Genomic DNA, 20,829 nt, shown 5'->3' on the forward strand with positions numbered 1-20,829 from the left:
CGGGGAAACTCATAATCTGCGGCGGAAAGGATTTCCTCCATGCAGACGCGCGCGCCCCTGTTCACCCCGGTCCTTATGGTGGGCTGCATCATCATCATGGTCAGCTTCGCCGTGCGCGCCTCCTTCGGCGTGTTCCAAATCCCGATTGCCGAAGAATTTGCATGGGCGCGCAGCGAATTCTCCCTCGCCATTGCGATCCAAAACCTTGCGTGGGGCATCGGCCAGCCGATCTTTGGGGCGCTCGCGGAAAAGATTGGCGACCGGAAGGCGATCATCATCGGGGCGCTCATCTATGCCGTGGGGCTGCTGCTATCGGCCAATTCCGTCACACCGATTGAGCATCAAACCTATGCCTGGCTGGTGGGGTTCGGCATCGCTGGCACGGGCTTTGGCGTGATCTTGGCGGTGGTGGGCCGGGCGTCGTCAGACGACAACCGTTCCATGTCGCTGGCCATCGCCACGGCGGCGGGCAGCGCGGGGCAGGTCTTTGGCGCGCCGGTGGCGGAGTGGATGCTCAGCTTCATGTCTTGGCAGATGACCTTTGTCAGTTTCGCGGGCGTGATCCTTGCGATGTTGCTGACCCTACCGATGATGCGCGCGCCTGCGATGGCCAGCCGGGCAGAGCTAGAAGAGTCGATGGGGCAGATCCTCGGCAAAGCGTTCCGCGATCCGTCCTATACGCTGATCTTTCTTGGGTTCTTCTCCTGTGGCTACCAACTGGCCTTTATCACCGCGCATTTCCCGGCTTTCGTGACCGAGATGTGCGGCCCGATTTTGGCCGGTGGCGTGCTGCATAACATCGGCATTACCACCACATCGGCGCTCGGCGCGGTGGCGATCTCGCTGATCGGTTTGGCTAATATCGCTGGGACTTTGCTCGCTGGATGGGCGGGTAAGCGGTACTCTAAGAAGTACCTTTTGGCGGGTATCTATGTCGGACGTACGGTGATTGCCGCGCTGTTTATTATGTTCCCGATTACGCCAGTCACGGTGATCCTATTCTCCGTCGGCATGGGCGCGCTATGGCTCGCGACGGTGCCGCTGACCAGCGGATTGGTCGCGCATATCTATGGGCTGCGCTATATGGGCACGCTTTATGGGATCGTCTTCTTTAGCCACCAGTTGGGCAGCTTCCTAGGTGTGTGGCTGGGCGGGCGGATGTATGACATCTATGGCAGCTACACGGGCGTCTGGTGGGTCGGCGTGGCCGTGGGGGCGTTCAGCGCCGTGGTCCACTTGCCGATCCGCGAGAAACGGTTGGAGGGGCTGGTGACAGCTTAACGCGCCCGCCAACGTTCGAGTATGTGCCGCGCGGTCATCAGGTCCAGATGTGCACCGCCGCCGTTCTTGAACAGGGTGATTTCGTCATCGCTTTGACGGGTGAAGGCCCCGAGGTCGTAGTAATCCGCGATCAGATGGTGGCGGAGGATCGTGCCTGCCTCTAGCGGGATGTTGATTTCGCCAATATGGCCCACAGTGGTATCGAAACTGTCGACGAAGACACGCGACCGCAGCAACGCGGTGTCGTCCACCTCGCGCATGTCGGGTCGGTAGGCGCCGATGAGGTCGATGTGCTGGCCGGGTTGCAGCCAGTCGCCCTTGATCAGCGGGTCGGTCGACATGGTGGCAGAGGTGACGATATCGGCGGCGCGCACGGCCTGTTCGAGGTCGGTGGCCACGTTGATCTTAAGCTCAGCCGCCATGGCTTCGGCGTTTTTGGCGGTGCGGTTCCAAACGGTGAAACGCGCCTGCGGGAAGGCGGCGGAGTAGGCGGCGTGCAGCGCGCGGCCTTGGGTGCCTGCGCCGACGATTAGGATGTTTTCGCTGTCCGGCCGGGCAAGGCGGAGTGCGGCCAGTAGGCTATCTCCGGCGGTCTTCCATTTGGTAACGAGGTGGAAGTCGACGGTGGCAGCCAGCGTCCCGGTCTCGTCATCAAACAGAGATACACCACCGTTAACCATCGGCACTTCGCGGTCGGGGTTGCCGGGGAAGATCGTGGCCGATTTCACCGCAATGCCTAGCCCGTCGATCCAAGCCGCGCGGCTCAAGAGCGTATCCTTACCGCGATAGAGGAAAGTGTCACCGATTTCGGCCTTGGGCAGATCGTGGCCTGCCGCCAGCGCGTCGGTCAGCGCGATCCAATCCAGCAGCGCCTCACCTTCGACGAAGGAAATATTGGGGAAGTTGGTCATGCGGCCTCCTCCCGGCTCAGCAGCCCGGCGTTGACGAGCCGGTCGGCCCAGCCTTGCGGCCCGGTGAAGTGATGCGTCTGCCAGCCGCGTGCGGCGGCGGCGGCGATGTTGTCGGCGCGGTCATCGGTGAAGAGAAGTGCTTGCGCCGGCAGGCCGCTGCCCTGCTCGACCGCCTCGTAGATGGTAGGCACTGGCTTGATCATGCCCAGATGGCCCGAGATGAAATCGCGGTCAAATTCGCGCAGGAAAGGATAGTGCGTCGCCGCGTGGTCATAGCTTTGAATGCCAAAATTAGTGAGCGAGAAGACCGGCACGCCACGCGCTTGCAGCGCTTTCATCAGCCGTAGGGAGTGGTCGATCACCGGGGCGGCCATCTCGATCCAGCGGTCGTGCCAAAGACGGATTTCATCTCGCCAGTTGGCGTATTCCTCAGCCGTGGCATAGATCGTGTCGCGGAAGTTTTCACCGCTGTCGACGCGGTCATTCATGCCGTGCAGATCAACCGCCTCGAACATTGCGCGGCGGCGGTCTTTGCCGATGACGCTGTCGTAGAAGCGTTCTGGTTGCCATTCGATCAGCACATTGCCGATGTCGAAAACGACTGCCTGTGGTGTCATATCACTTGCCCTAACAATTCTCTAACGCGGGCTAGCCGCGCGCCGCCGCGCGCAGTTCCCGCTCCAATGCCTCGAGAAAGCGCGAGCGGTCGGTCTTTGTAAACCCCTTGCCGCCGCCTTGGCGGAAGGGGTCGGCGGCGCGCAGGTCGGTCATCAGATCACGCGTGGCCAGCACGTTGCCGATGTTGGCCTGCGTCAGCGCTTCGCCGTTGTGTTTCAGCACCCGCGCACCCGCTTCGACGCATTTGGCCGCCAGTGGGATATCCCCCGTCATCACCACATCGCCTTTTCCGCAGCGGTCAGCGATCCACATGTCGGCAATGTCGGGCCCGTCCGGCACGATCACTACTTCGACCAGCGGATTTTGCGACATGCGCAAACCGCCGTTCGAGACGAGGTACATGGTGACCTTATGGCGGGTCGCCACCCGTTCGGCCTCGGCTTTGACGGGGCAGGCGTCGGCGTCGATGTAGAGCGCGGTCATGGCTTAGCCCGCATAGAGCGCGTCGGCATGGAAAGCCACGTGATCTTCCATGAAACTCGCCACAAAGAAATAGCTGTGGTCATATCCCGGCTGCATGCGGAACGTGCCTTGCTGGCGTTTAGCGGTCATGGCTTCGGCCAATGCTTCGGGTTTCAGCAGATCAAGGAACTGATCGCTGCTGCCTTGGTCGATCAGGATCGGGCCATCAAAGCCCTTTTCGCGCATCAGCAGCGTGCTGTCATGCTTGGCCCATGTGGTTTCATCCGTGCCCAGATAGGCGCTGAGTTGCTTTTTGCCCCAATCGCTCGACGTCGGATGGGTGATCGGCGCGAAGGCCGAGACCGACAGGAAGCGCTCCGGCAGGTTCATCGCCAAGGTCAACGCGCCGTGGCCGCCCATGGAGTGCCCAGTGATGCCCTGCCGCTCCATATCGATGGCGAAGTTCTCGCCGATCAAGCCGGGCAGTTCATCGGCCAGATAGTCCCACATCTGATAATGCGTCGCCCAAGGCTCCTGCGTGGCATTCACATAGAAACCCGCGCCTTTGCCGAGGTCGTAGGCCTCATCATCCGCCACATCATCGCCGCGCGGCGAGGTGTCGGGGAAGACCACTGCGATGCCATGCTCTGCCGCCCAAAGCTGCGCGCCCGCCTTGGTCATGGCGTTCTCATGGGTGCAGGTCAGACCCGACAGATACCAAAGCACCGGCACCGGGCCGTCTTGGGCTTCGGCAGGTAGGAAGAGGCCAAAGGTCATGTCGCAGCCGCAGGCGTCGGAGTTGTGGGAGTAGACCCCCTGCGTGCCACCGAAACAGGCGTTTTCCGAGATGGTTTTCATGGCAGCGTTCCTTTCGAACTTGAATGTGTCACAGCGCCGAAACCCAGCCTACGACAAGGCTGACGGTAACGATACTGACCGTGGTTGAGACGAGAATGGCGGCGGAGACGCGCTGAGGGGCGACGCCGTAATGTTGGGCGAGCATATAGACATTGCCCGCCACCGGGAGGGATGCCGTGGCAATGATGACCCCGGCTTTGTAGGGATCGACGCCGAAAAGAAACAGCGCCGCGAAGGCCACGAAAAGCGGGTGCAGCACCAGTTTGCAAAAGGTCAGCCAGCCCGCGATTTCGATCCGCTCGGCGGATTTGGAGGCAAGCGAGGCACCAATGGCAAAAAGCGCCCCGGGGGTGGCGGCCCCGCCGAGGATGGCGAGGAATTCGTTCAGCGGTACTGGGATCGGGATGCCGAAGCCGGACCAGAGGAACCCCAAGGTGATGGCGACGATCATCGGGTTTTTCAGCAGCCCAAGCCCGACGATCTTGAGGGTCGCGAGCCGCAATTGCCCCTCGCGCGACCCGACAATCAGGATCACGATCAGACTTGAGAAAATGATCATGTCGACGGTCAGCGCCAGCAGCACCGGGCCGATCGCCTCTGGCCCCAAGAGCAGCGTTAGCATCGGCACGCCTAGAAAGCCGGTGTTGCCAATCACCGCGCATTGCGCCTCGATCCCGTTGGTTGCTACGTCGAGCCTGCGCAGGAAACCGACGAGGCTGGCGATGGCATAGACGAAAGCTGTTCCCCAAAGATAGGCGGCGACAAGGCGGCTGTCCCAAACCTCGGCCAGTGACAGATTGGCGGAAAAGCGGAACAGCATCGCCGAGAGGGCAAAGTAGAAGACGAATTTGGTGAGGTAAGCCGTCGCTTCGGCTGAGAAGAACCGCGTGCGCCCGGCCCAATAGCCAAGGCCGATCAGCGCAAAGAACGGCAGGGTTTTTAGGAAGATCGCGACCATGGGTCAAGCATTAGCCAGCCCGCTCGCGGGGTGCAATGGGGCAGGGGGCATTGCCTTAGCCCGAGCCGATCAGCACCCCGGCGGCAAAGACCAGCGCGCCGCCCAGCACAACTTGGAAAGCGGCGCGGAAAAAGGGTGTTTCCATGAACTTGTTCTGGATCCACGCGATCGCCCAAAGCTCCACAAAGACGACGATGATCGCCACCACGGTCGCGGTCCAGAAGTCGGTGATCAGATACGGCAGCGCATGGCCCAAGCCGCCCACAGTGGTCATCACGCCCGACGCCACCCCGCGTTTGATAGGGGATCCCCGGCCCGACAACTCGCCATCGTCAGACGCGGCTTCAGTAAACCCCATCGAGATGCCCGCGCCGACACTGGCGGCGAGGCCGACAAGGAAGGTCGTCCATGTGTTATGGGTGGCAAAGGCGGTGGCAAAGATCGGGGCGAGGGTTGAGACGGACCCGTCCATCAGACCCGCCAACCCCGGCTGCACCCATGTCAGCAGGAATTGCCGATGCGCGCGGCTGTCCTCGTCGCTGCGGCTGTCGTCATTGAGGTGTTTTTCGGTCAGATCTTGCGCGCTGTCTTGGTGCCCTGCCTCGGCCGCGGCCAGATCGCCGAGCAACTGGCGGGTGGCAGCGTCAGTGGTGCGGGCTGCTGCGGCGAGGTAGAATTTCTCGGCGTCCTGCTCCATCGCGGCGGCCTCTTGCCGGATGCGTTCCAGCGAGAGGTTCTCGATCAGCCAGACTGGGCGCCGCGCGTAGTAACCTGAAACATGCTCGCGCCGGATGAGGGGGATCACCTCTCCAAAGCGGCTGCGGTGTAGGTCAATGAGGCGGCGGCGGTGTTCATTTTCTTCCTCGGCCATCCCGTCAAAGACGGCGGCGCTGTCGGGGTATTCGGCGCGCAGCCGTTCGGCGTAGCCCCGATAGATGCGCGCGTCATCCTCTTCGGAGGAGATGGCGAGCGCCAGCACCTCTTGTTCGTTCAGGTCTTTGAAACGTTTGCGGTTGAAAGAAAATCGCATGGGGGAGGCTCCGTGATCTGGCGCTTACAGTAGTGTTATCGGCGGGTTCCAGCAAATGCAAAGCGCCTTGCCCTTGGCGGCGCGCGGGATGGACCTACCTGTTGCGGGATGGTCGGCCCTTGCTCCGACGCCACGCGAATTACGAGGTTTGGAACATGAGATTAGTTTTCTTGGCACCCCTATTGGTGGCAGGCTGCGCCGAAGTGGCGACTGCACCGGTGCAAAACCCCATTCCGGCACCCACGGCGCCGACGGCACAGATAACGCCTCCGAGGGCCACAACGACACCGCCCGCCCAGACAGCGCCCCGCCCGGCACGAACAGAAACAGCCGCCGCCTCGACCAAACCCAAGCCCAAACCCCTGCCCAGTTCGGTCATCAATGCGGTGAATGAGCCATCCAGCAGTTCCAGCAGCTCAAGCACATCGACCGCGCCCACGCCTGCCAAGCCACTGGCGGAATCCTGTAAGGAGGGCAGCTGGTGGGGTCTGGTTGGACGCCCACGTGCCGCTGCAAGCATCGTGTCAGAGCCCAAGCGCGTCTATACCGAGGGCGATTCAGTGACTATGGACGCCAACCCCAACCGCACCAACATCGTGTTGGACGCGGAAGGAAAGATCGCACGGGTCACCTGCGGCTAGGCTAAAGGTGTCTAGACCTTCGGTCGCTTGTCGAGAATGCGCACGGCTTTGCCCTCTGACCGGGCAACGCCGCCCACGTCCATGACCTCAACCTTAACCGAGATGCCGACCGTTTGTTTAATTTGGGCCGAGAGCGCCTTGATCGCCGCGGTGCGGGCGTCGGTGGTGATGCTGGCATCCGCGCATTCACAAAGCACGCGCATCTGATCCATCCGGTCGGGGCGCGACAGCTCGATCTGGAAATGCGGCGCAAGGCCCGGTGTGGCCATCAACGCCTCTTCGATCTGGGTGGGGAAGACGTTCACCCCGCGCAGGATGATCATGTCGTCGCTGCGGCCCGTGACCTTTTCCATCCGGCGCATGGAGCGCGCGGTGCCCGCCAGCAGCCGTGTCAGATCGCGGGTGCGGTAGCGGATGATCGGGAAGGCCTGTTTGGTGAGGGAGGTGAACACCAGCTCGCCCATCTCGCCGTCCTCAACCGGCGCGCCGGTTTCGGGGTTGATGATCTCGGGGTAGAAGTGATCCTCCCAGATGTGCAGCCCGTCCTTGGTTTCCACACATTCCATCGATACGCCCGGCCCCATGACTTCGCTGAGGCCATAGATATCGACCGCATGCATGTCGAAGGCCTGTTCGATTTCCAGACGCATGGCGTTGGTCCACGGCTCGGCTCCGAAGATACCAACCTCAAGCGAGGATTGGCGCGGGTCGATGCCTTGGTTGGCGAATTCATCCAAAATTGACAGGGCGTAGGAGGGCGTCACCGTGATGCCCTTGGGCTGGAAGTCCTCGATCAGCCGCACTTGGCGTGGGGTCATCCCGCCTGAGATTGGCACGGTCGAGAGGCCAAGCGCATCGGCGCCAAGGTGGATGCCCAAGCCGCCAGTGAAAAGCCCATAGCCATAGGCGTTGTGCAGCATATCGCCGGGACGCATCCCTGCCGCGCGCAGCGAACGCGCTACAACTTGGCCCCAATTGGCGAGGTCGTCCTTAGTGTAACCCACCACGGTCGGCTGTCCGGTGGTGCCCGAAGACGCATGAATGCGCGCCACCTGATCGCGCGGCACAGCGAACATGCCAAAGGGGTAATTGTCGCGCAGATCGGTTTTCACCGTGAAAGGAAAGCGCGAGAGGTCCGACAGGTCTTTCAGATCGTCCGGATGCACACCCGCATCGTCAAAACTCTTCTTATAGAATGGCACATTGTCGTAGGCGTGGCGCAGAGACCATTTCAGACGGCCCAATTGCAGGGCGCTGATCTCGTCCCGGCTGGCGATCTCAATCGGGTCGAGCGTGTCCTTCGCGGGGGTCAGGTCTTTCATCAGGTCGGCTCCTCCTCGGTAAATAGCTGGCCCTTGATGGTGCGGGAGAGCCCGCGAAACAGGGCCACGACACGGTCATCCTCACCCGTGACGGTCACATCATAGATGCCCGACCGCCCGCTGCGCGACACTTCGCGGGCGGTGGCGGTCAGCCGCTCCTCCGGCTGGCCGGGGCTGAGATAGGTGATCTGGTTTTGCTGGGCGACAGTGGTTTGGTTGTAGCTGTTGCAGGCAAATGCAAAAGCGCTGTCGGCCAGTGTGAAGATAAATCCGCCGTGGCAGATGCCGTGCCCGTTCAGCATTTCCGCGCGCACCGACATCGACAGAACCGCGCCGCCGGGGGTCACGTCGTCGATGGTCATGCCCAGTCCAGCCGAGGCGGAATCTTGGGCGAACATCACGTCGGCGCACTTGCGGGCGCGGGCTTCTGGGGTCATTTCGCCATGCCTTTGTGTTTCATTTTTCAGATTGGTTGCACAATTCTGTAACGCTTTCAAGAAAATTTGAGCGGCGCATTTGACCATGTCAGGGCTTGATTTGGCCCCCTTCAGGGTCAACTGTCAAACTATGAGCATTGAGCCACCATCGCCGATATCGGCTTTCGAGCGCCCCGCTGAACAGGTCGCCTTTCACCGCACGGAGCTGTCGCTGATCCTCTCGCTTTATGGCCGGATGGTCGCCGCGGGAGAGTGGCGCGACTACGGAATTTCTCATCTGCGGGAAGTGGCTGTGTTCTCGGTCTTTCGGCGCACGGCAGAGATACCGCTTTACCGGATCGAAAAGCGGCCCAAGCTGCGCAATCGGCAGGGGATGTATGCGGTTGTCGGCACCGGCGGGCAGGTTTTGCGGCGGGGCCATGACCTTAAGGCCGTGCTGCGCGTGTTGGAACGCAAGCTGATCCGGTCGGTGGATTAAGCGCCGAGGCGTCGATGTGCAGTGACCGGGCCATCGCCGCCTTTATCGATGCGGGTGATGGCATCGGCTATGTTCTCATAGGTGACGGCCATTGCATGTGCATTAGCGTGGATCATTGTATCGGCATCCACGACCAGCGCCACATGGCCCTTCCAGAACAGGAGGTCATTGCGTTGGTAGTCACCACTGACCGGCGCACCTACGGTGGTCTCTTGCTGATCGCTGTCGCCGGGGCAGGGGATGCCGCAAGCCAGAAGTGCTGCCTGCACAAGGCCCGAACAATCGATCCCCCAGCGGCTGTTACCGCCCCAAAGGTAGGGTGTGCCGAGAAAAAGCGCTGCCACCGAGGCCGGGTTGTCGTTAAGCTGGTCCAGCGGGGCGAGGTGCCCCTTGGGGATATGCCCCTGCGGCGTTTCGGCAAAACCTTTGGTCATCTCCGTGACCGTCACCAAACTGCCGAAACTAAGACTAAGCAGGTCAGGCGATTTCAGATCGGCGCGGGCATAGGCGTGGGTGGCGGGCACGCTGACGCGATGCGTGGCCTTGCGCGGCGCGGCGAGCGCGCTTTGCAGAACATGGCCGCAGTAACTGTCCTTCTCGGCCTGCACATAGGCCCAGCCTGAGGCTTCATGCAGCACGGTCAACGGCTCACCAAACAACACCTGCCGGTCGCGTGGCCCGTCGGGTCGGCGGCAAAGGTCAGCCACCGGCACCGCCACCTGCGCTGGGCGGTTTAGGGTCATCAGCGCCGGATCAGGGGTGAGGCGCGGGTCGCTCATAGTTTCAGTAGGGCTGGTAGCGCGGCATAGAGCGCGCGGGTGCCTTGGCCTGCTCCGCCTTTGGGGCGGGCGGGAGCGTCGGCGGGCTGCCAGCCATAAATATCGAAATGCGCGTATTTGCTGTCGGTCACAAAGCGGCGCAGGAAAAGTGCCGCGGTGATCGACCCGGCGAAGCCCCCCTTGGGCGCATTGTCGAGGTCGGCGATGCCCGGCTCGATCAGCGCCTCGTAAGCGTCATGGAAAGGCATCCGCCAGACCGGATCGGCAGAACCTGCGGCAGCGTTTTCCAGTGCCGTGACGAAATCACTGTCATCGCTGTAATAGGGCGCAAGGTCCGGCCCCACGGCGACACGCGCAGCCCCGGTGAGCGTCGCCATTGAGATGATCTGATCCGGCTTGCCCTCATCCGCCAAGGCCAGTGCGTCGGCCAATACCAGACGCCCTTCGGCATCTGTGTTGTTAATCTCAACCGTCAGCCCCTTGCGCGAGGTCAGGATGTCTCCGGGGCGGAAGGCATTGCCAGAGACGGAATTTTCCACCGCCGGGATCAGCACGCGCAGCTGCACGGCCATGCCAGTGGCCATGATCATATGTGCAAGCCCCAGCACGGCAGCGGCCCCGCCCATGTCCTTTTTCATCAGCGCCATCGATGCACCGGGCTTGAGGTTCAGCCCACCTGTATCGAAACAGACGCCTTTGCCAACGAGCGTGAGCCTTGGCCCCTTGTCGCCCCACGTCATATCAATCAAGCGCGGCGCGCGGTCGGCGGCGCGGCCTACGGTGTGGATCATCGGCAGGTTATTTTCTAGCAGCGCGTCGCCGGTGGTGACCTCAATCTTCGCGCCATGCTGCTCGGCCAGTTTGCGCGCGGCAGCTTCGAGATCGGGCGGGCCCATGTCAGAGGCGGGGGTGTTGATCAGGTCGCGGGTCAGCATCTCGCCGGTCGCAAGCGCGGCAACTTGATCGGCGTCGATCCCGTCGGGCGCGACAAGACGGGCCGCCAGCGGAGTCTGGTCGCGGTAGCGGTCAAAACGGTAGCCTGCCAGCAGCCAGCCAAGCGCCTCATTCGCCGCCTGATCCTTGGGCAGCCCACTCTCGATGCGGTACTCGCCTGCGGGCAGGCGCGCGGCGGCAGCAGCAAGGTGGAACCGCCCCCGGCGGCGTGCCGCGTCATTGCCGAAGCCTGCCAGCGCCATCACCGGCGTGCCCTCGGCGCCCGGCACGACAAGCGCCTGACCAAGACCCCCGGCAAAGCCGCTGGCGTTCACCCAAGCCTGCACCGGCTTGGGTTGATCGGCAAGCCAACCCTCAAGCGCGGCTTCGCTCAAGACATGCAGCGGCAGGGTGGCGGAAGAGGGGGTGGCGAATTCGGCGGACATGACAAACCTTTGCAAATCGGGATTTGCGCGCAGCCTACCTTTTCCATCGCCACCCGCAAGGCGTCAGATCGTCAGGTCCGGCAAGTCCCAAATCGCGGTCAGTGACCGTTCTCCGCTGCGGACCAACCGTGACAGGGTTGCCGCCGTCGCGATATCATCCTCGGCGTCGATACAGGCCACCACATCTACGGCCACCCGTGCCACCAGCGCCATGCCAATCTGCTCGGCAATTGCGATCAGGCGGTGCACGCTCTTGCGTAACCCGGCCCGGTCTTGTGCCTGATGTAGCTTTTTGCAATGCGACATGCGCAGGGCTAATTCCTCCATCGCGCGGCAAACGACATCTTCGGCCCCCACCTCGCCAAGTTGGGTGTAAAGCAGTCCCAAACAATCCTGATCGACATTGACCTGCTCGGTCGGGCGTATTTGCATAAGTTGCATCGTTATCATCCTTCAATCAGCCCCCACGGCCTTGAAGCACTATGGCGCGAGAAGGTGTGCAAAGGGTTGCGATGGCAGTGCCTTTTCTCTCGAATTCGTATGGCATTTGCGCTATCTGCGCTTAAACCGCATCACGCATTAGGGGACGTTTACACATGGACAAGGCCAAGGCTCTGCCGTCGTATCTGTTGCAACGCTATCAAGGGTGGAAGGCGACCGGCTATGCCGAGAACCAGACATGGTACCGCCGGTTGGCCGCTGAGGGGCAGCGCCCGCGCGCGATGGTGATCTCTTGCTGCGACAGCCGCGTGCATGTGACCTCGATCTTTGGCGCCGATCAGGGTGAGTTCTTCATTCACCGCAATATCGCCAACCTCGTCCCGCCCTACGAGCCGGATGGTAAACAGCACGGCACCTCGGCGGCAGTGGAATATGCCGTCAATGCACTGAAGGTCGCGCATCTGATCGTGCTGGGCCATTCCAGCTGCGGTGGCGTCGCGGGTTGTATCCAGATGTGTCAGGGCAAAGCGCCCGAGCTTGAGAACCAAGACAGTTTCGTGGGCCGCTGGATGGACCTGCTGCGCCCGAAATATGAGGTGGTCGAGAAGGTCGAAGACCCCGCCGAACAGCAGTTGTTGCTGGAGCGGGAGGCGGTTTTGACCTCGCTTGAGAACCTGATGACCTTCCCGTGGATCAAGGACAAGGTTGATTCCGGCACGCTGAGCCTGCACGGGCTTTGGACCGATATCGGTGAAGGCAGTTTGGAATATTACGACGCCAAGGCGCATAAGTTCGAGCCGGTTTAAGTTTGTCGAACCGAAACCGTAGAGACGAAAAAGGGGGCCGCTTGGCCCCCTTTTTTATTCCAGAACTGTAGCTGAGCTTCAGCCCTTCTTCAGCACTTCGCGGCCCAGCAGTTCGGCAATCTGCACGGCGTTCAGGGCGGCACCTTTGCGCAGGTTGTCGCTAACGCACCACAGGTTCAGACCGTTGTCGATGGTGCTGTCCTGACGGATGCGGCTGATGAATGTGGCAAAATCACCCACGCACTCGACGGGCGTGACATAGCCACCGTCTTCGCGCTTGTCGATCACCATGATGCCGGGTGCTTCGCGCAGGATGTCGCGGGCCTCGGCTTCATCAAGGTGGTCTTCAAACTCGATGTTGATGGCTTCGGCGTGGCCTACGAAAACCGGAACGCGCACGCAGGTCGCGGTGACCTTGATGCTGGTGTCGATGATTTTTTTGGTCTCGGCGACCATCTTCCATTCTTCCTTGGTCGAACCGTCCTCAAGGAAGACGTCGATATGCGGAATCACGTTGAAGGCGATCTGCTTGGTGAACTTGGTGGCAGGCTTGTCGTCAGTCGGGTTGTAGATGCTCTTGGTCTGGTCCCAAAGCTCATCAATGCCCTCTTTGCCCGCGCCGGAAACCGACTGGTAAGTCGAAACGACAACGCGTTTGATCTTGGCGCGGTCGTGCAGTGGTTTCAGCGCCACAACCATCTGCGCGGTCGAGCAGTTGGGGTTGGCGATGATGTTCTTCTTGGAATAGCCGTGCACGGCCTCGGGATTCACTTCCGGCACGATCAACGGCACGTCTTGATCATAGCGGTAGAGCGACGAGTTATCGATCACCACGCAGCCAGCCTTGGCAGCGGCGGGGGCGTATTTCTTGGTCGCTTCGGAACCCACGGCGAAAAGTGCGATGTCCCAGCCAGTGAAATCGAAAGCGTCGAGGTCTTTGGACTTAAGGGTTTTATCCCCAAAGCTGATTTCCGAGCCCAGCGAACGGCGGCTGGCCAGGGCCACGATCTCGTCCACGGGGAACTGACGCTCTGCTAGGATGTTCAACATTTCACGGCCCACATTGCCTGTGGCACCGACGACGGCGACGCGATAACCCATCTGATTACTCCAGTCTGTCCAATTAAATTTGACGCCATTTAACGTGCCTGCGGGGCATTGGCTAGGGCCAGCCGCGCGCAGACCGGGCAGGGCGCCGCTCTGCCGGGGTTAAAGAACCTTGATGACGTCCTTGTTGATCGCCAGCATATAGCCACGCCGGGCGATGTTTTTGACCAGCAGTTCCGACACCAATTGATTGCCTAATGTGTCGCGCAAACGTTTGATCCGCGTGGCCCCGGCGGCCTCATCACAATCCGCGGCATTGCGACCCGAGATCATCCCTTCAATCTCAGAACCTGACAGCACGTCGTCATCCATCCGCGCTTCGGCAAGGACAGACATCGTCTCCATCGCGGCGGCGGTGAGTTTGAAACCAAGGTTGTTGAGGTAAACGGTATTTTCTTCGCGGCTGATCAGTAGGGAATTCACCTGAATGCCGGTCCGCTCAATCTGCGCCATGCGGCGGTTGAAGCCGACCAGCATGAACAAAAACACCATCGCTGCGACCAGCATGGCGCTGGCAAAGATCAGCAACACAACGATCACGACACGGTAGCTGGCCAAAGTCTCTGAGAATGCAGTGCCGGATTGGGCGAGAATTTCGAGCAGTTTGATCTCGGCTTGGGTGGTCAGATCGTCATTCTCGATAAAGATCCGCTCAACCCGCGCATTAAAGACGTTCGCATCTGGCAGCGCCCAAAGTAGCACAACCGCCCCGGCCAGAAGTACGGCCACGACGGCGGCGATGCCACCGATCACGAAACGCCCGCCAAATCTGCGCATGTCAGAAGCGGAGGTAGAATGTTCCTGCACTGTCTTTCCTTTGATCCAGTCCGTCGTCATCGAACACGGACAGTACATTCAACAATGTCCAGCCCTCCGCCGCAAGACGCGGTGTGAGTTCGGTTTCGGCGGAGGCTGGCTCACAGGCCTCGGAAATCTGCGCCACCCCGTAATGGAGGCGCAGCGGATTGTCTTGCTTGGCCTTGTAATCGGCAAAGCATCCGGCCGTTGCCGCAGCGGGCAGGGCCAGTATGACCGTCAGCGCGGTCAGTAAGGAGAGACATGGGTTTTTCATATGTTTTTAATGCTCTTTCGCCCGCTGATATTCAATAACCAAGGCGCTTTGGGCGCCTTGTTATCCAATAACGACCCCCTGTTATTGCCTGTCTTTGGCCCTCCCCCCAATTTGGTGGCACCAACAGACACACGAACCGATACGCGGCCCCCGAGTTAAGGCCGTAGACGATCAAGGGCGCATCGAACGCGCCGATAAACGAGAAGGGACCAGACCCATGTACCGCAAGTTCATTGCTACCATCGCCGCCGCAGCGGTTGCCATCACCGCTTTTGGTGCCCGTCCTGCCGCTGCCGATGAAAAGGAAGTGTTGCGCACCCTCGCCGCGATTGCGGGCGTCGCGATCGTAGGCAAGATGATCTACGACAACAAAAAGGACCGCGAAGAACGCGAAATGGTCACCCGCCGCCGCGCCGCTCCGGTGTATGAGGCGCCGCGTTATTACCCCACGGTTTCCAAACGGCCCCACCCGCGCCCCTATATTGATCCGCGCCCCGAACCGCGCCGCAGCGACCGGACTAACCCTGAGCGCGACCGCGCCACCTATCCCACGCGCGAAGTGCGCCCGCTGCCAGAGCGGGTCGACCGCAAGCTGCTGCCGCAGCAGTGCTTCCGCAGCTATCAGGGCGATGAGGGCAAAGTCATGATGTTTGGCGAGCCCTGCCTTGAACAGAATTACTCCTATGCCGATCGCCTGCCCAGCTACTGCGCCAAACGCGTCAGTACGACTGAAGGCGCGCGCTACGGCTATGACGCCCGCTGTCTACGCGACTCGGGTTACAGCTTGGCCCGTCGGTAACGCCGGCGTGCCTTGACCGAGCGGCACGTCCCTGTCGCTCGGGTTTTGAAAGGGGGGGTGTTCGGGCGCCTCCCCTTTCTCTTTTTTTGTTGCACCTTTTGGGCGCATGCGGTTTCACCGCCTCCATGATACCAGACTTTGAATTTGAACGCGGGGCGATTACCCGCGGTTTTCGCACCATCGCCGGTGTGGACGAAGTGGGCCGTGGCCCGCTGGCCGGGCCGGTCACCGCCGCCGCTGTGGTCTTTACCGAGGGGCAGATCCCCGAGGGGCTGAACGATTCTAAAAAGCTGACCGCCCGCGCCCGAGAACGGCTCTATGATGAGATCATGTCGGTGGCTGTCGTTTGCGTGGCCCATGCCACCGTCGAAGAGATCGAAGAACACAACATCTTGCGTGCCAGCCATTTGGCGATGACCCGCGCACTCGCCGGATTGTCCTGCGCGGCGGATTACGCATTGATCGACGGCAATATGCTTCCGCGCGATCTGGCGCTGCCTGCGCAACCTGTGGTGAAAGGGGACGCCCGCTGTCTGTCGATCTCAGCGGCTTCTATCGTTGCCAAAACCGTGCGCGATAGACTCATGGTGGACTTGGCGCAACAGCATCCTGGATATGGTTGGGAAACCAATATGGGCTATGGATCGAAAAGCCACATGGCTGCCCTGCGGGATCTTGGTGTTACCCCACACCATAGACGTTTGTTCAAACCTATACACAATATCTTGTATCAAGCTAATTTGTTAACCGATTGATTCAAAAAAGAAATTGACCACGAATCTCTGATGCCCCATTTTATCCACAACCAATGAGCGCTTAAGCGCCGGGTAATGAGGCAGAGATATGAAAACGATGACAAAGGGTGCTGCGGCGCTTCCCTTGAACACTATTGTTGCGGGCGATTGCATTGAGGCAATGGACGCCCTCCCAGCAGAGTCGGTGGATCTGATCTTCGCGGATCCGCCCTACAACTTGCAGTTGCGGGGTGATTTGCATCGCCCGGACAACTCCAAGGTCGATGCAGTTGATGACGAATGGGACCAATTCGCCAGCTTTAAGGCCTATGATGATTTCACCCGTGCTTGGCTCAAAGCCGCACGGCGTTTGCTGAAACCCGATGGCGCGATCTGGGTGATCGGCAGCTATCACAACATCTTCCGCGTTGGCGCGGCACTGCAGGACCAAGGGTTCTGGATCCTTAATGATGTGGTCTGGCGCAAGTCGAACCCAATGCCGAACTTCCGCGGCAAGCGCTTCACCAACGCCCATGAGACGATGATCTGGGCCGGCAAGAGCGAGAACAGCAAATACACCTTTAACTACGAAGCGCTGAAAGCGTTGAACGAAGGCATCCAGATGCGCAGCGATTGGGTGCTGCCGATCTGCACCGGCCATGAGCGTTTGAAAGACGATGCGGGCGACAAGGCCCATCCGACGCAAAAGCCCGAAAGCCTGCTGCACCGCATCCTCGTTGGCTCGACCAACCCCGGTGATGTGATTCTCGATCCGTTCTTTGGCACCGGCACCACCGGCGCTGTGGCCAAGATGCTGGGCCGTGATTTTATCGGGATCGAGCGTGAGGCAGCTTACCGCAAGGTGGCCGAGAAACGCATCTCCATGGTGCGCAAGTTCGACAACGAAGCGCTGCAAACCACCACCTCCAAACGTGCCGAGCCGCGCGTGCCTTTCGGTCAGTTGGTCGAGCGGGGCATGCTGCGCCCGGGCGAAAACCTCTATTCCATGAATGGCCGCCACAAGGCCAAGGTCCGTGCCGATGGCACCCTGATTGGCAGCGATGTCAAAGGGTCGATCCATCAGGTGGGCGCGGCCTATGAGAAAGCGCCAAGCTGCAATGGCTGGACCTATTGGTGCTACAAGAAAGACGGCAAGAATGTCCCCATCGACATTTTGCGTCAGCAGATCAGAGCCGAGATGGCCAACTGATCTACTCCGAACAATCGAACACCGCCGGCACCCGTGGCCCCTCCGCGTGAGGGGCAGCCACACGGGTGCCTACCTTGACCCCGCCCCATGGCGGGGTTTTTTTGTTGGATCGGCCTAATTCACCCAACGCTTGCGGGCCTGAAACTCACGCAGCACGGCGTCAATATAGCGGGCATCGAAATCGGATTTATTCACCATGTAGAGCACCCCGGCAGAGGCGGCTTTTTCCCACATGCCGGGGGAGGGCCAATCGCTGACCATAATCACCGGCGTCTGTGCATGGCGGTCGTCGCAGGCCAGCTCCAGCGCGAAATTCGCGCCCAACCCGTCGGGCAGGTTGTTGTCGAGCAAAATGAGCGCCTTGTCCCCCGCGCTCAGCGCCTTGCGCGCGGCGTCGATGCTGGGGGCGAACTCCACCCGCATCCCGCCATAGGCGCGGGCCAGAACGCGGCGCAGCCTCTCTCTGTCAAACTCACTGTCCTCGACGATCAGACAGGTGCCATCATAGGCCGCCCCCAAGGACGCTTGCTGTCGCTGCATCAATACCACTCCACTGGTAACAATCGCAGCCTATGTGACAGGCAAAGTTTAACTTTGCGTTGCCGCGCTCAGAGACGGGGCAGGGGATTGCTGGCCTTGTTATAGGCTTTCCAGTCGGTGATTTCAGGGTAGTACATCTCGCGCCATTTGCGCACGCGGGGGTTCATGATGCGCCGCCACAGCGGGGGCACCATCGCGGCCATGGTCATCACCGGATAGCCATAGGGCAGCTGCGGCGCGTCGCCCGGGCCATAGGTCTGCAAGACCGGGAAGCGCCGGTCGGGTTTGTAGTGGTGATCGGAATGGCGTTGCAGGTTGATCAGCAACCAGTTGCTGGCCTTATGCGCCGCGTTCCACGAATGGCGCGGCTGGACGTGTTCGTATTTTGCCCCGCCCAGATGTTTGCGCGTCAGCCCGTAGTGTTCAATGTAATTGACCAGCTCCAACTGCCAAATCGCGACCCCGGCCTGCACGAGGAACAGGCCCAGACCGCTCCACCCGCCCAAGACCAGCGCTAGCAGCATAAAACCGGCCTGCAGCGCCCAGTATTTGAAAAACGGATTGCCCGGGTCGGTCCAAGGCAGCCCCTTGCGCGCCAGCATGTTCTTTTCCGCATGAAAGGCCGACGTCAGCGACTCGCGCAGCACGCGCGGGTAAAAGCGGTGGAACCCTTCGTTATAGCGCGCCGTCACCGTGTCGCGCGGGGTGCCGACATGGCGGTGATGCACCAGCAAGTGCTCGGATCGAAAATGCGAATAGAGCACCATCGCCAGCAAGGTGTCCGCCAAGAGGCGTTCGGTCTTATTCCGCTGGTGCATCAACTCATGGCTATAGTTGATGCCGATGGTGCCGGTGATGACGCCCACGCCGAAGAACAGAAAGATCCGCTCTGCCGTATCCAGATGCGCGGCCCGCGTGGCATAGTAGATCAGCCCAAAGACAGTGAGAAATTGCAGCGGGGCCCAGATTAACGTGACGAGGCGGTACCAATAGAGGTCATCTTCGGTGGCCTCTAGGTCCGGATTGTCGAGGTTCAGCCCCAGCACCGCGTCGAGCATCGAAAAGAGATACCACGTCACCAGCGGCAGGAGCGCGATGGTCCAGCCGCCCTGCATGGCACAGAACCACGCCAGCGGGATCAGCAGTAGCGACATCCAGAACGGCAGCGCGCGCGACAGGCGGGCGAGGTCTTGTGGAGAGATAATTCGGTTTGCCATGGGACACCTTACTGCTTCGCGTCAGATATACCGCAGTTCAGTCGGCGCTCAAAGCCTGACGCGGCGCTAGCGCGTCAGGTCGAAAGCCTTGCGCATCACGGTGGGCAAATCACTGGGGCTGAATTGGTTTTGGCCGATGAATTCGCCATTTTCAGGCGCGGTGTCATGGCCAACTCGTGCGTGCTGCACAGTCAACATTAGGTGGAAATGCGTGAATGTATGGCGTACCTCGCCGGGCAGGGGCTGCCAATCGGCGGTTAGCGGCGGCGTCCCTTCGGGACGCGGTTCAGACGTGTCGACCCAGTCAGAACCGGGCCAACCGAGCATCCCGCCGAGCAGCCCTTTGTCGGGCCGTGTCTCCAACAGCCACGCGCCATCTTCGCGCTGGGCGAGGTAGACCGTGCCGTGCCGCACGGGTTTCGGCTTTTTTGGGGTTTTCTTTGGCAACAGCGCCGCTGTGCCTTCTGCCCGCGCGACGCAGGGCTCGCGCCAGGGGCAGATGCCGCAGGCGGGGGACTTTGGCGTGCAGATTGTAGCGCCTAGATCCATCACGGCTTGGGCATAGTCTCCGGGCCGGTCCTGCGGGGTCAGCGTGACGGCCCGCGCCATCAACTCGGGCTTGGCGGCGGGCAGGGGCGTGTGAATGTCATAGACCCGCGCCATCACCCGCTCGACATTGCCATCAAGCACCGCATGGGGCAGATCGAACGCGATGGAGGAGATCGCCGCCGCCGTATAAGGCCCGATCCCCGGCAGTTTCAGCAGCGCGTCATGATCCGCCGGAAAGCTGCCGCCATGCTCTGCCACCACCACACGCGCGCATTTCAACAGGTTGCGGGCGCGGGCGTAATAGCCAAGCCCCGCCCATTCGGCCATCACATCGGCATCTTCAGCCGCAGCAAGGGCCGCCACATCCGGCCAGCGGGCGGTGAACCGCGCGAAATAGTCCTTCACCGTGGCCACGGTGGTCTGCTGCAACATGACCTCGCTCAGCCAGATGCGGTAGGGGTCGGGCATGACCCCGGCCATCCGCTCATGCGGCGGCACCCGCCACGGCAGGGCGCGGGCATGGGTGTCGTACCACTCTAGCAGGATCGGCGGCAGCTTGCTGACGGATGTATTCTCACGCAATGTTTAAGCCTTTCCACAGGGCAGGGGCTGGTGACGCTGGGGCAAATGGTTATGTATGTCAGCATATTCGGGAAACAAAGCCATGCCGCCACGTCGTACGACTACAAAAGGGTTTAAACGCACCGATAGCCTGCTCTCGCAGCAGATTCGCAAGGCGAGCGAGACCCGTGGCTTTGCGCAATCGCGTCTGTTGACCCATTGGACCGAGATCGTGGGCGAAGCGACCGCCGCCATCTCACGCCCGGTTGAGGTGAGCTATGGCCGGAAAGAAGGCATCGGAGCCACGCTGACCCTGCTGACCACCGGGGCCAATGCGCCCATGCTGGAGATGCAAAAGGAACAACTGCGCACGCGGGTCAATTCGGTCTATGGCTATAACGCCATTGCGCGGGTGCGGATCACCCAGACGGCGGCGACAGGCTTTGCCGAAGGGCAAGTGGCGTTTGACCATAAACCCAAGGCCGAAAAGACCGCGCCGAGCCCTGCATTGCAACGCAAAGCAGCCGAAGCCGCTCAGCCCGTGGCAGACGAGGGGCTGCGCGAAGCCCTTGCACGTCTGGGCGAGAACATATTGAACAAGAACCAAAGCTGACCACCTAAAGCTGACGTAACGGACAA

Annotated in this window: 25 protein-coding genes; 8 read left to right on the forward strand and 17 right to left on the reverse strand. The window is 61.0% G+C overall.

Annotated features, from left to right (window positions below):
- Positions 1-39 precede the first annotated feature (39 nt).
- A complete protein-coding gene (locus WNY61_RS16970; protein ID WP_342852627.1) occupies positions 40-1,281 on the forward strand; it encodes an MFS transporter in 1,242 nt (413 codons plus the stop codon).
- Here WNY61_RS16970 and WNY61_RS16975 read toward each other — a convergent pair.
- The 6 genes from WNY61_RS16975 to mbfA are packed head-to-tail and all read right to left on the reverse strand — an operon-like array spanning position 1,278 to position 6,118.
- On the reverse strand, positions 1,278-2,192 hold the full coding sequence (locus WNY61_RS16975; protein ID WP_342852628.1) for an NAD(P)-binding domain-containing protein: 915 nt from the start codon (positions 2,190-2,192) through the stop codon (positions 1,278-1,280). The genes WNY61_RS16970 and WNY61_RS16975 overlap by 4 nt on opposite strands.
- Positions 2,189-2,809 (reverse strand): HAD family phosphatase, encoded by a 621-nt coding sequence (locus tag WNY61_RS16980; protein ID WP_342852629.1) that lies wholly within the window; start codon positions 2,807-2,809, stop codon positions 2,189-2,191. Before WNY61_RS16980 ends, WNY61_RS16975 begins: the two co-directional genes overlap by 4 nt.
- 31 nt (positions 2,810-2,840) lie before the next feature.
- Positions 2,841-3,293 carry a YaiI/YqxD family protein gene (locus WNY61_RS16985; RefSeq protein WP_342852630.1) on the reverse strand — a complete coding sequence of 151 codons (453 nt, stop codon included), beginning with the start codon at positions 3,291-3,293 and terminating at the stop codon, positions 2,841-2,843.
- Between the two features lie 3 nt (positions 3,294-3,296).
- Positions 3,297-4,130, reverse strand: coding sequence for an S-formylglutathione hydrolase (gene fghA / locus WNY61_RS16990; RefSeq protein ID WP_342852631.1), 834 nt, complete (start codon positions 4,128-4,130; stop codon positions 3,297-3,299).
- Between the two features lie 28 nt (positions 4,131-4,158).
- Positions 4,159-5,088, reverse strand: coding sequence for an AEC family transporter (locus tag WNY61_RS16995; protein ID WP_342852632.1), 930 nt, complete (start codon positions 5,086-5,088; stop codon positions 4,159-4,161).
- Between the two features lie 55 nt (positions 5,089-5,143).
- Positions 5,144-6,118, reverse strand: coding sequence for an iron exporter MbfA (gene mbfA, locus WNY61_RS17000; protein ID WP_342852633.1), 975 nt, complete (start codon positions 6,116-6,118; stop codon positions 5,144-5,146).
- A gap of 155 nt (positions 6,119-6,273) precedes the next feature.
- Here mbfA and WNY61_RS17005 point away from each other — a divergent pair, with 155 nt between their 5' ends.
- A complete protein-coding gene (locus WNY61_RS17005; RefSeq protein WP_342852634.1) occupies positions 6,274-6,759 on the forward strand; it encodes an I78 family peptidase inhibitor in 486 nt (161 codons plus the stop codon).
- Positions 6,760-6,770: 11 nt separating this feature from the next.
- Here WNY61_RS17005 and paaK read toward each other — a convergent pair whose 3' ends face one another.
- Together paaK and paaI are read right to left on the reverse strand one after the other, a co-directional pair.
- A complete protein-coding gene (gene paaK, locus WNY61_RS17010; RefSeq protein WP_342852635.1) occupies positions 6,771-8,081 on the reverse strand; it encodes a phenylacetate--CoA ligase PaaK in 1,311 nt (436 codons plus the stop codon).
- Positions 8,081-8,518 (reverse strand): hydroxyphenylacetyl-CoA thioesterase PaaI, encoded by a 438-nt coding sequence (gene paaI / locus WNY61_RS17015; protein ID WP_342852636.1) that lies wholly within the window; start codon positions 8,516-8,518, stop codon positions 8,081-8,083. The genes paaK and paaI overlap by 1 nt, the downstream gene beginning before the upstream one ends.
- Positions 8,519-8,648: 130 nt before the next feature.
- Between paaI and WNY61_RS17020 the strand changes: the two genes are divergently transcribed.
- Entirely contained in the window at positions 8,649-8,996 is a 348-nt protein-coding gene (locus WNY61_RS17020) for a DUF2794 domain-containing protein (RefSeq protein ID WP_342852637.1), read from the forward strand.
- Here the strand turns inward: WNY61_RS17020 and WNY61_RS17025 are convergent.
- From WNY61_RS17025 to WNY61_RS17035, 3 genes are all read right to left on the reverse strand, one after another.
- A complete protein-coding gene (locus WNY61_RS17025; protein WP_342852638.1) occupies positions 8,993-9,775 on the reverse strand; it encodes an NlpC/P60 family protein in 783 nt (260 codons plus the stop codon). The genes WNY61_RS17020 and WNY61_RS17025 overlap by 4 nt on opposite strands.
- Positions 9,772-11,154 carry a leucyl aminopeptidase family protein gene (locus WNY61_RS17030; RefSeq protein ID WP_342852639.1) on the reverse strand — a complete coding sequence of 461 codons (1,383 nt, stop codon included), beginning with the start codon at positions 11,152-11,154 and terminating at the stop codon, positions 9,772-9,774. The genes WNY61_RS17025 and WNY61_RS17030 overlap by 4 nt, the downstream gene beginning before the upstream one ends.
- A 63-nt stretch (positions 11,155-11,217) precedes the next feature.
- Positions 11,218-11,595: a hypothetical protein gene (locus WNY61_RS17035; protein WP_342852640.1), complete on the reverse strand. Its 378-nt coding sequence runs from the start codon at positions 11,593-11,595 to the stop codon at positions 11,218-11,220.
- A 155-nt stretch (positions 11,596-11,750) separates the two neighbouring features.
- Between WNY61_RS17035 and WNY61_RS17040 the strand changes: the two genes are divergently transcribed.
- Positions 11,751-12,401, forward strand: a complete 651-nt coding sequence (locus WNY61_RS17040) for a carbonic anhydrase (protein WP_342852641.1) — start codon at positions 11,751-11,753, stop codon at positions 12,399-12,401.
- Between the two features lie 78 nt (positions 12,402-12,479).
- Here the strand turns inward: WNY61_RS17040 and WNY61_RS17045 are convergent, their stop codons facing one another.
- From WNY61_RS17045 to WNY61_RS17055, 3 genes are all read right to left on the reverse strand, one after another.
- Positions 12,480-13,502 (reverse strand): aspartate-semialdehyde dehydrogenase, encoded by a 1,023-nt coding sequence (locus WNY61_RS17045; RefSeq protein ID WP_342852642.1) that lies wholly within the window; start codon positions 13,500-13,502, stop codon positions 12,480-12,482.
- 108 nt (positions 13,503-13,610) lie between these two features.
- Positions 13,611-14,285 carry a hypothetical protein gene (locus tag WNY61_RS17050; RefSeq protein ID WP_342852679.1) on the reverse strand — a complete coding sequence of 225 codons (675 nt, stop codon included), beginning with the start codon at positions 14,283-14,285 and terminating at the stop codon, positions 13,611-13,613.
- 1 nt (position 14,286) lies between these two features.
- The gene (locus WNY61_RS17055) at positions 14,287-14,580 is read right to left on the reverse strand and encodes a hypothetical protein (RefSeq protein WP_342852643.1); all 294 of its coding nucleotides are present in this window, start codon (positions 14,578-14,580) and stop codon (positions 14,287-14,289) included.
- Between the two features lie 217 nt (positions 14,581-14,797).
- Here WNY61_RS17055 and WNY61_RS17060 point away from each other — a divergent pair, with 217 nt between their 5' ends.
- The 3 genes from WNY61_RS17060 to WNY61_RS17070 all read left to right on the forward strand — a co-directional run bounded on the left by WNY61_RS17060 (position 14,798) and on the right by WNY61_RS17070 (position 17,323).
- Complete coding sequence (locus WNY61_RS17060) at positions 14,798-15,379, forward strand: hypothetical protein (protein ID WP_342852644.1); 582 nt, start codon at positions 14,798-14,800, stop codon at positions 15,377-15,379.
- 125 nt (positions 15,380-15,504) lie between these two features.
- On the forward strand, positions 15,505-16,134 hold the full coding sequence (locus WNY61_RS17065) for a ribonuclease HII (protein WP_342852645.1): 630 nt from the start codon (positions 15,505-15,507) through the stop codon (positions 16,132-16,134).
- Between the two features lie 88 nt (positions 16,135-16,222).
- Complete coding sequence (locus tag WNY61_RS17070) at positions 16,223-17,323, forward strand: site-specific DNA-methyltransferase (RefSeq protein WP_342852646.1); 1,101 nt, start codon at positions 16,223-16,225, stop codon at positions 17,321-17,323.
- A gap of 114 nt (positions 17,324-17,437) precedes the next feature.
- On the opposite strand, the gene WNY61_RS17075 is transcribed toward WNY61_RS17070, so the two are convergent.
- The 3 genes from WNY61_RS17075 to mutY all read right to left on the reverse strand — a co-directional run bounded on the left by WNY61_RS17075 (position 17,438) and on the right by mutY (position 20,211).
- On the reverse strand, positions 17,438-17,863 hold the full coding sequence (locus tag WNY61_RS17075; RefSeq protein ID WP_342852647.1) for a response regulator: 426 nt from the start codon (positions 17,861-17,863) through the stop codon (positions 17,438-17,440).
- A gap of 68 nt (positions 17,864-17,931) precedes the next feature.
- Positions 17,932-19,080 (reverse strand): alkane 1-monooxygenase, encoded by a 1,149-nt coding sequence (locus WNY61_RS17080; protein WP_342852648.1) that lies wholly within the window; start codon positions 19,078-19,080, stop codon positions 17,932-17,934.
- 66 nt (positions 19,081-19,146) lie between these two features.
- Entirely contained in the window at positions 19,147-20,211 is a 1,065-nt protein-coding gene (mutY, locus tag WNY61_RS17085) for an A/G-specific adenine glycosylase (protein WP_342852649.1), read from the reverse strand.
- Between the two features lie 82 nt (positions 20,212-20,293).
- Here mutY and WNY61_RS17090 point away from each other — a divergent pair, with 82 nt between their 5' ends.
- Positions 20,294-20,803, forward strand: coding sequence for a DciA family protein (locus WNY61_RS17090; RefSeq protein WP_342852650.1), 510 nt, complete (start codon positions 20,294-20,296; stop codon positions 20,801-20,803).
- Positions 20,804-20,829: the final 26 nt, after the last annotated feature.

This window comes from Sulfitobacter sp. AS92, assembly GCF_038900015.1.
Lineage (GTDB): Bacteria > Pseudomonadota > Alphaproteobacteria > Rhodobacterales > Rhodobacteraceae > Sulfitobacter.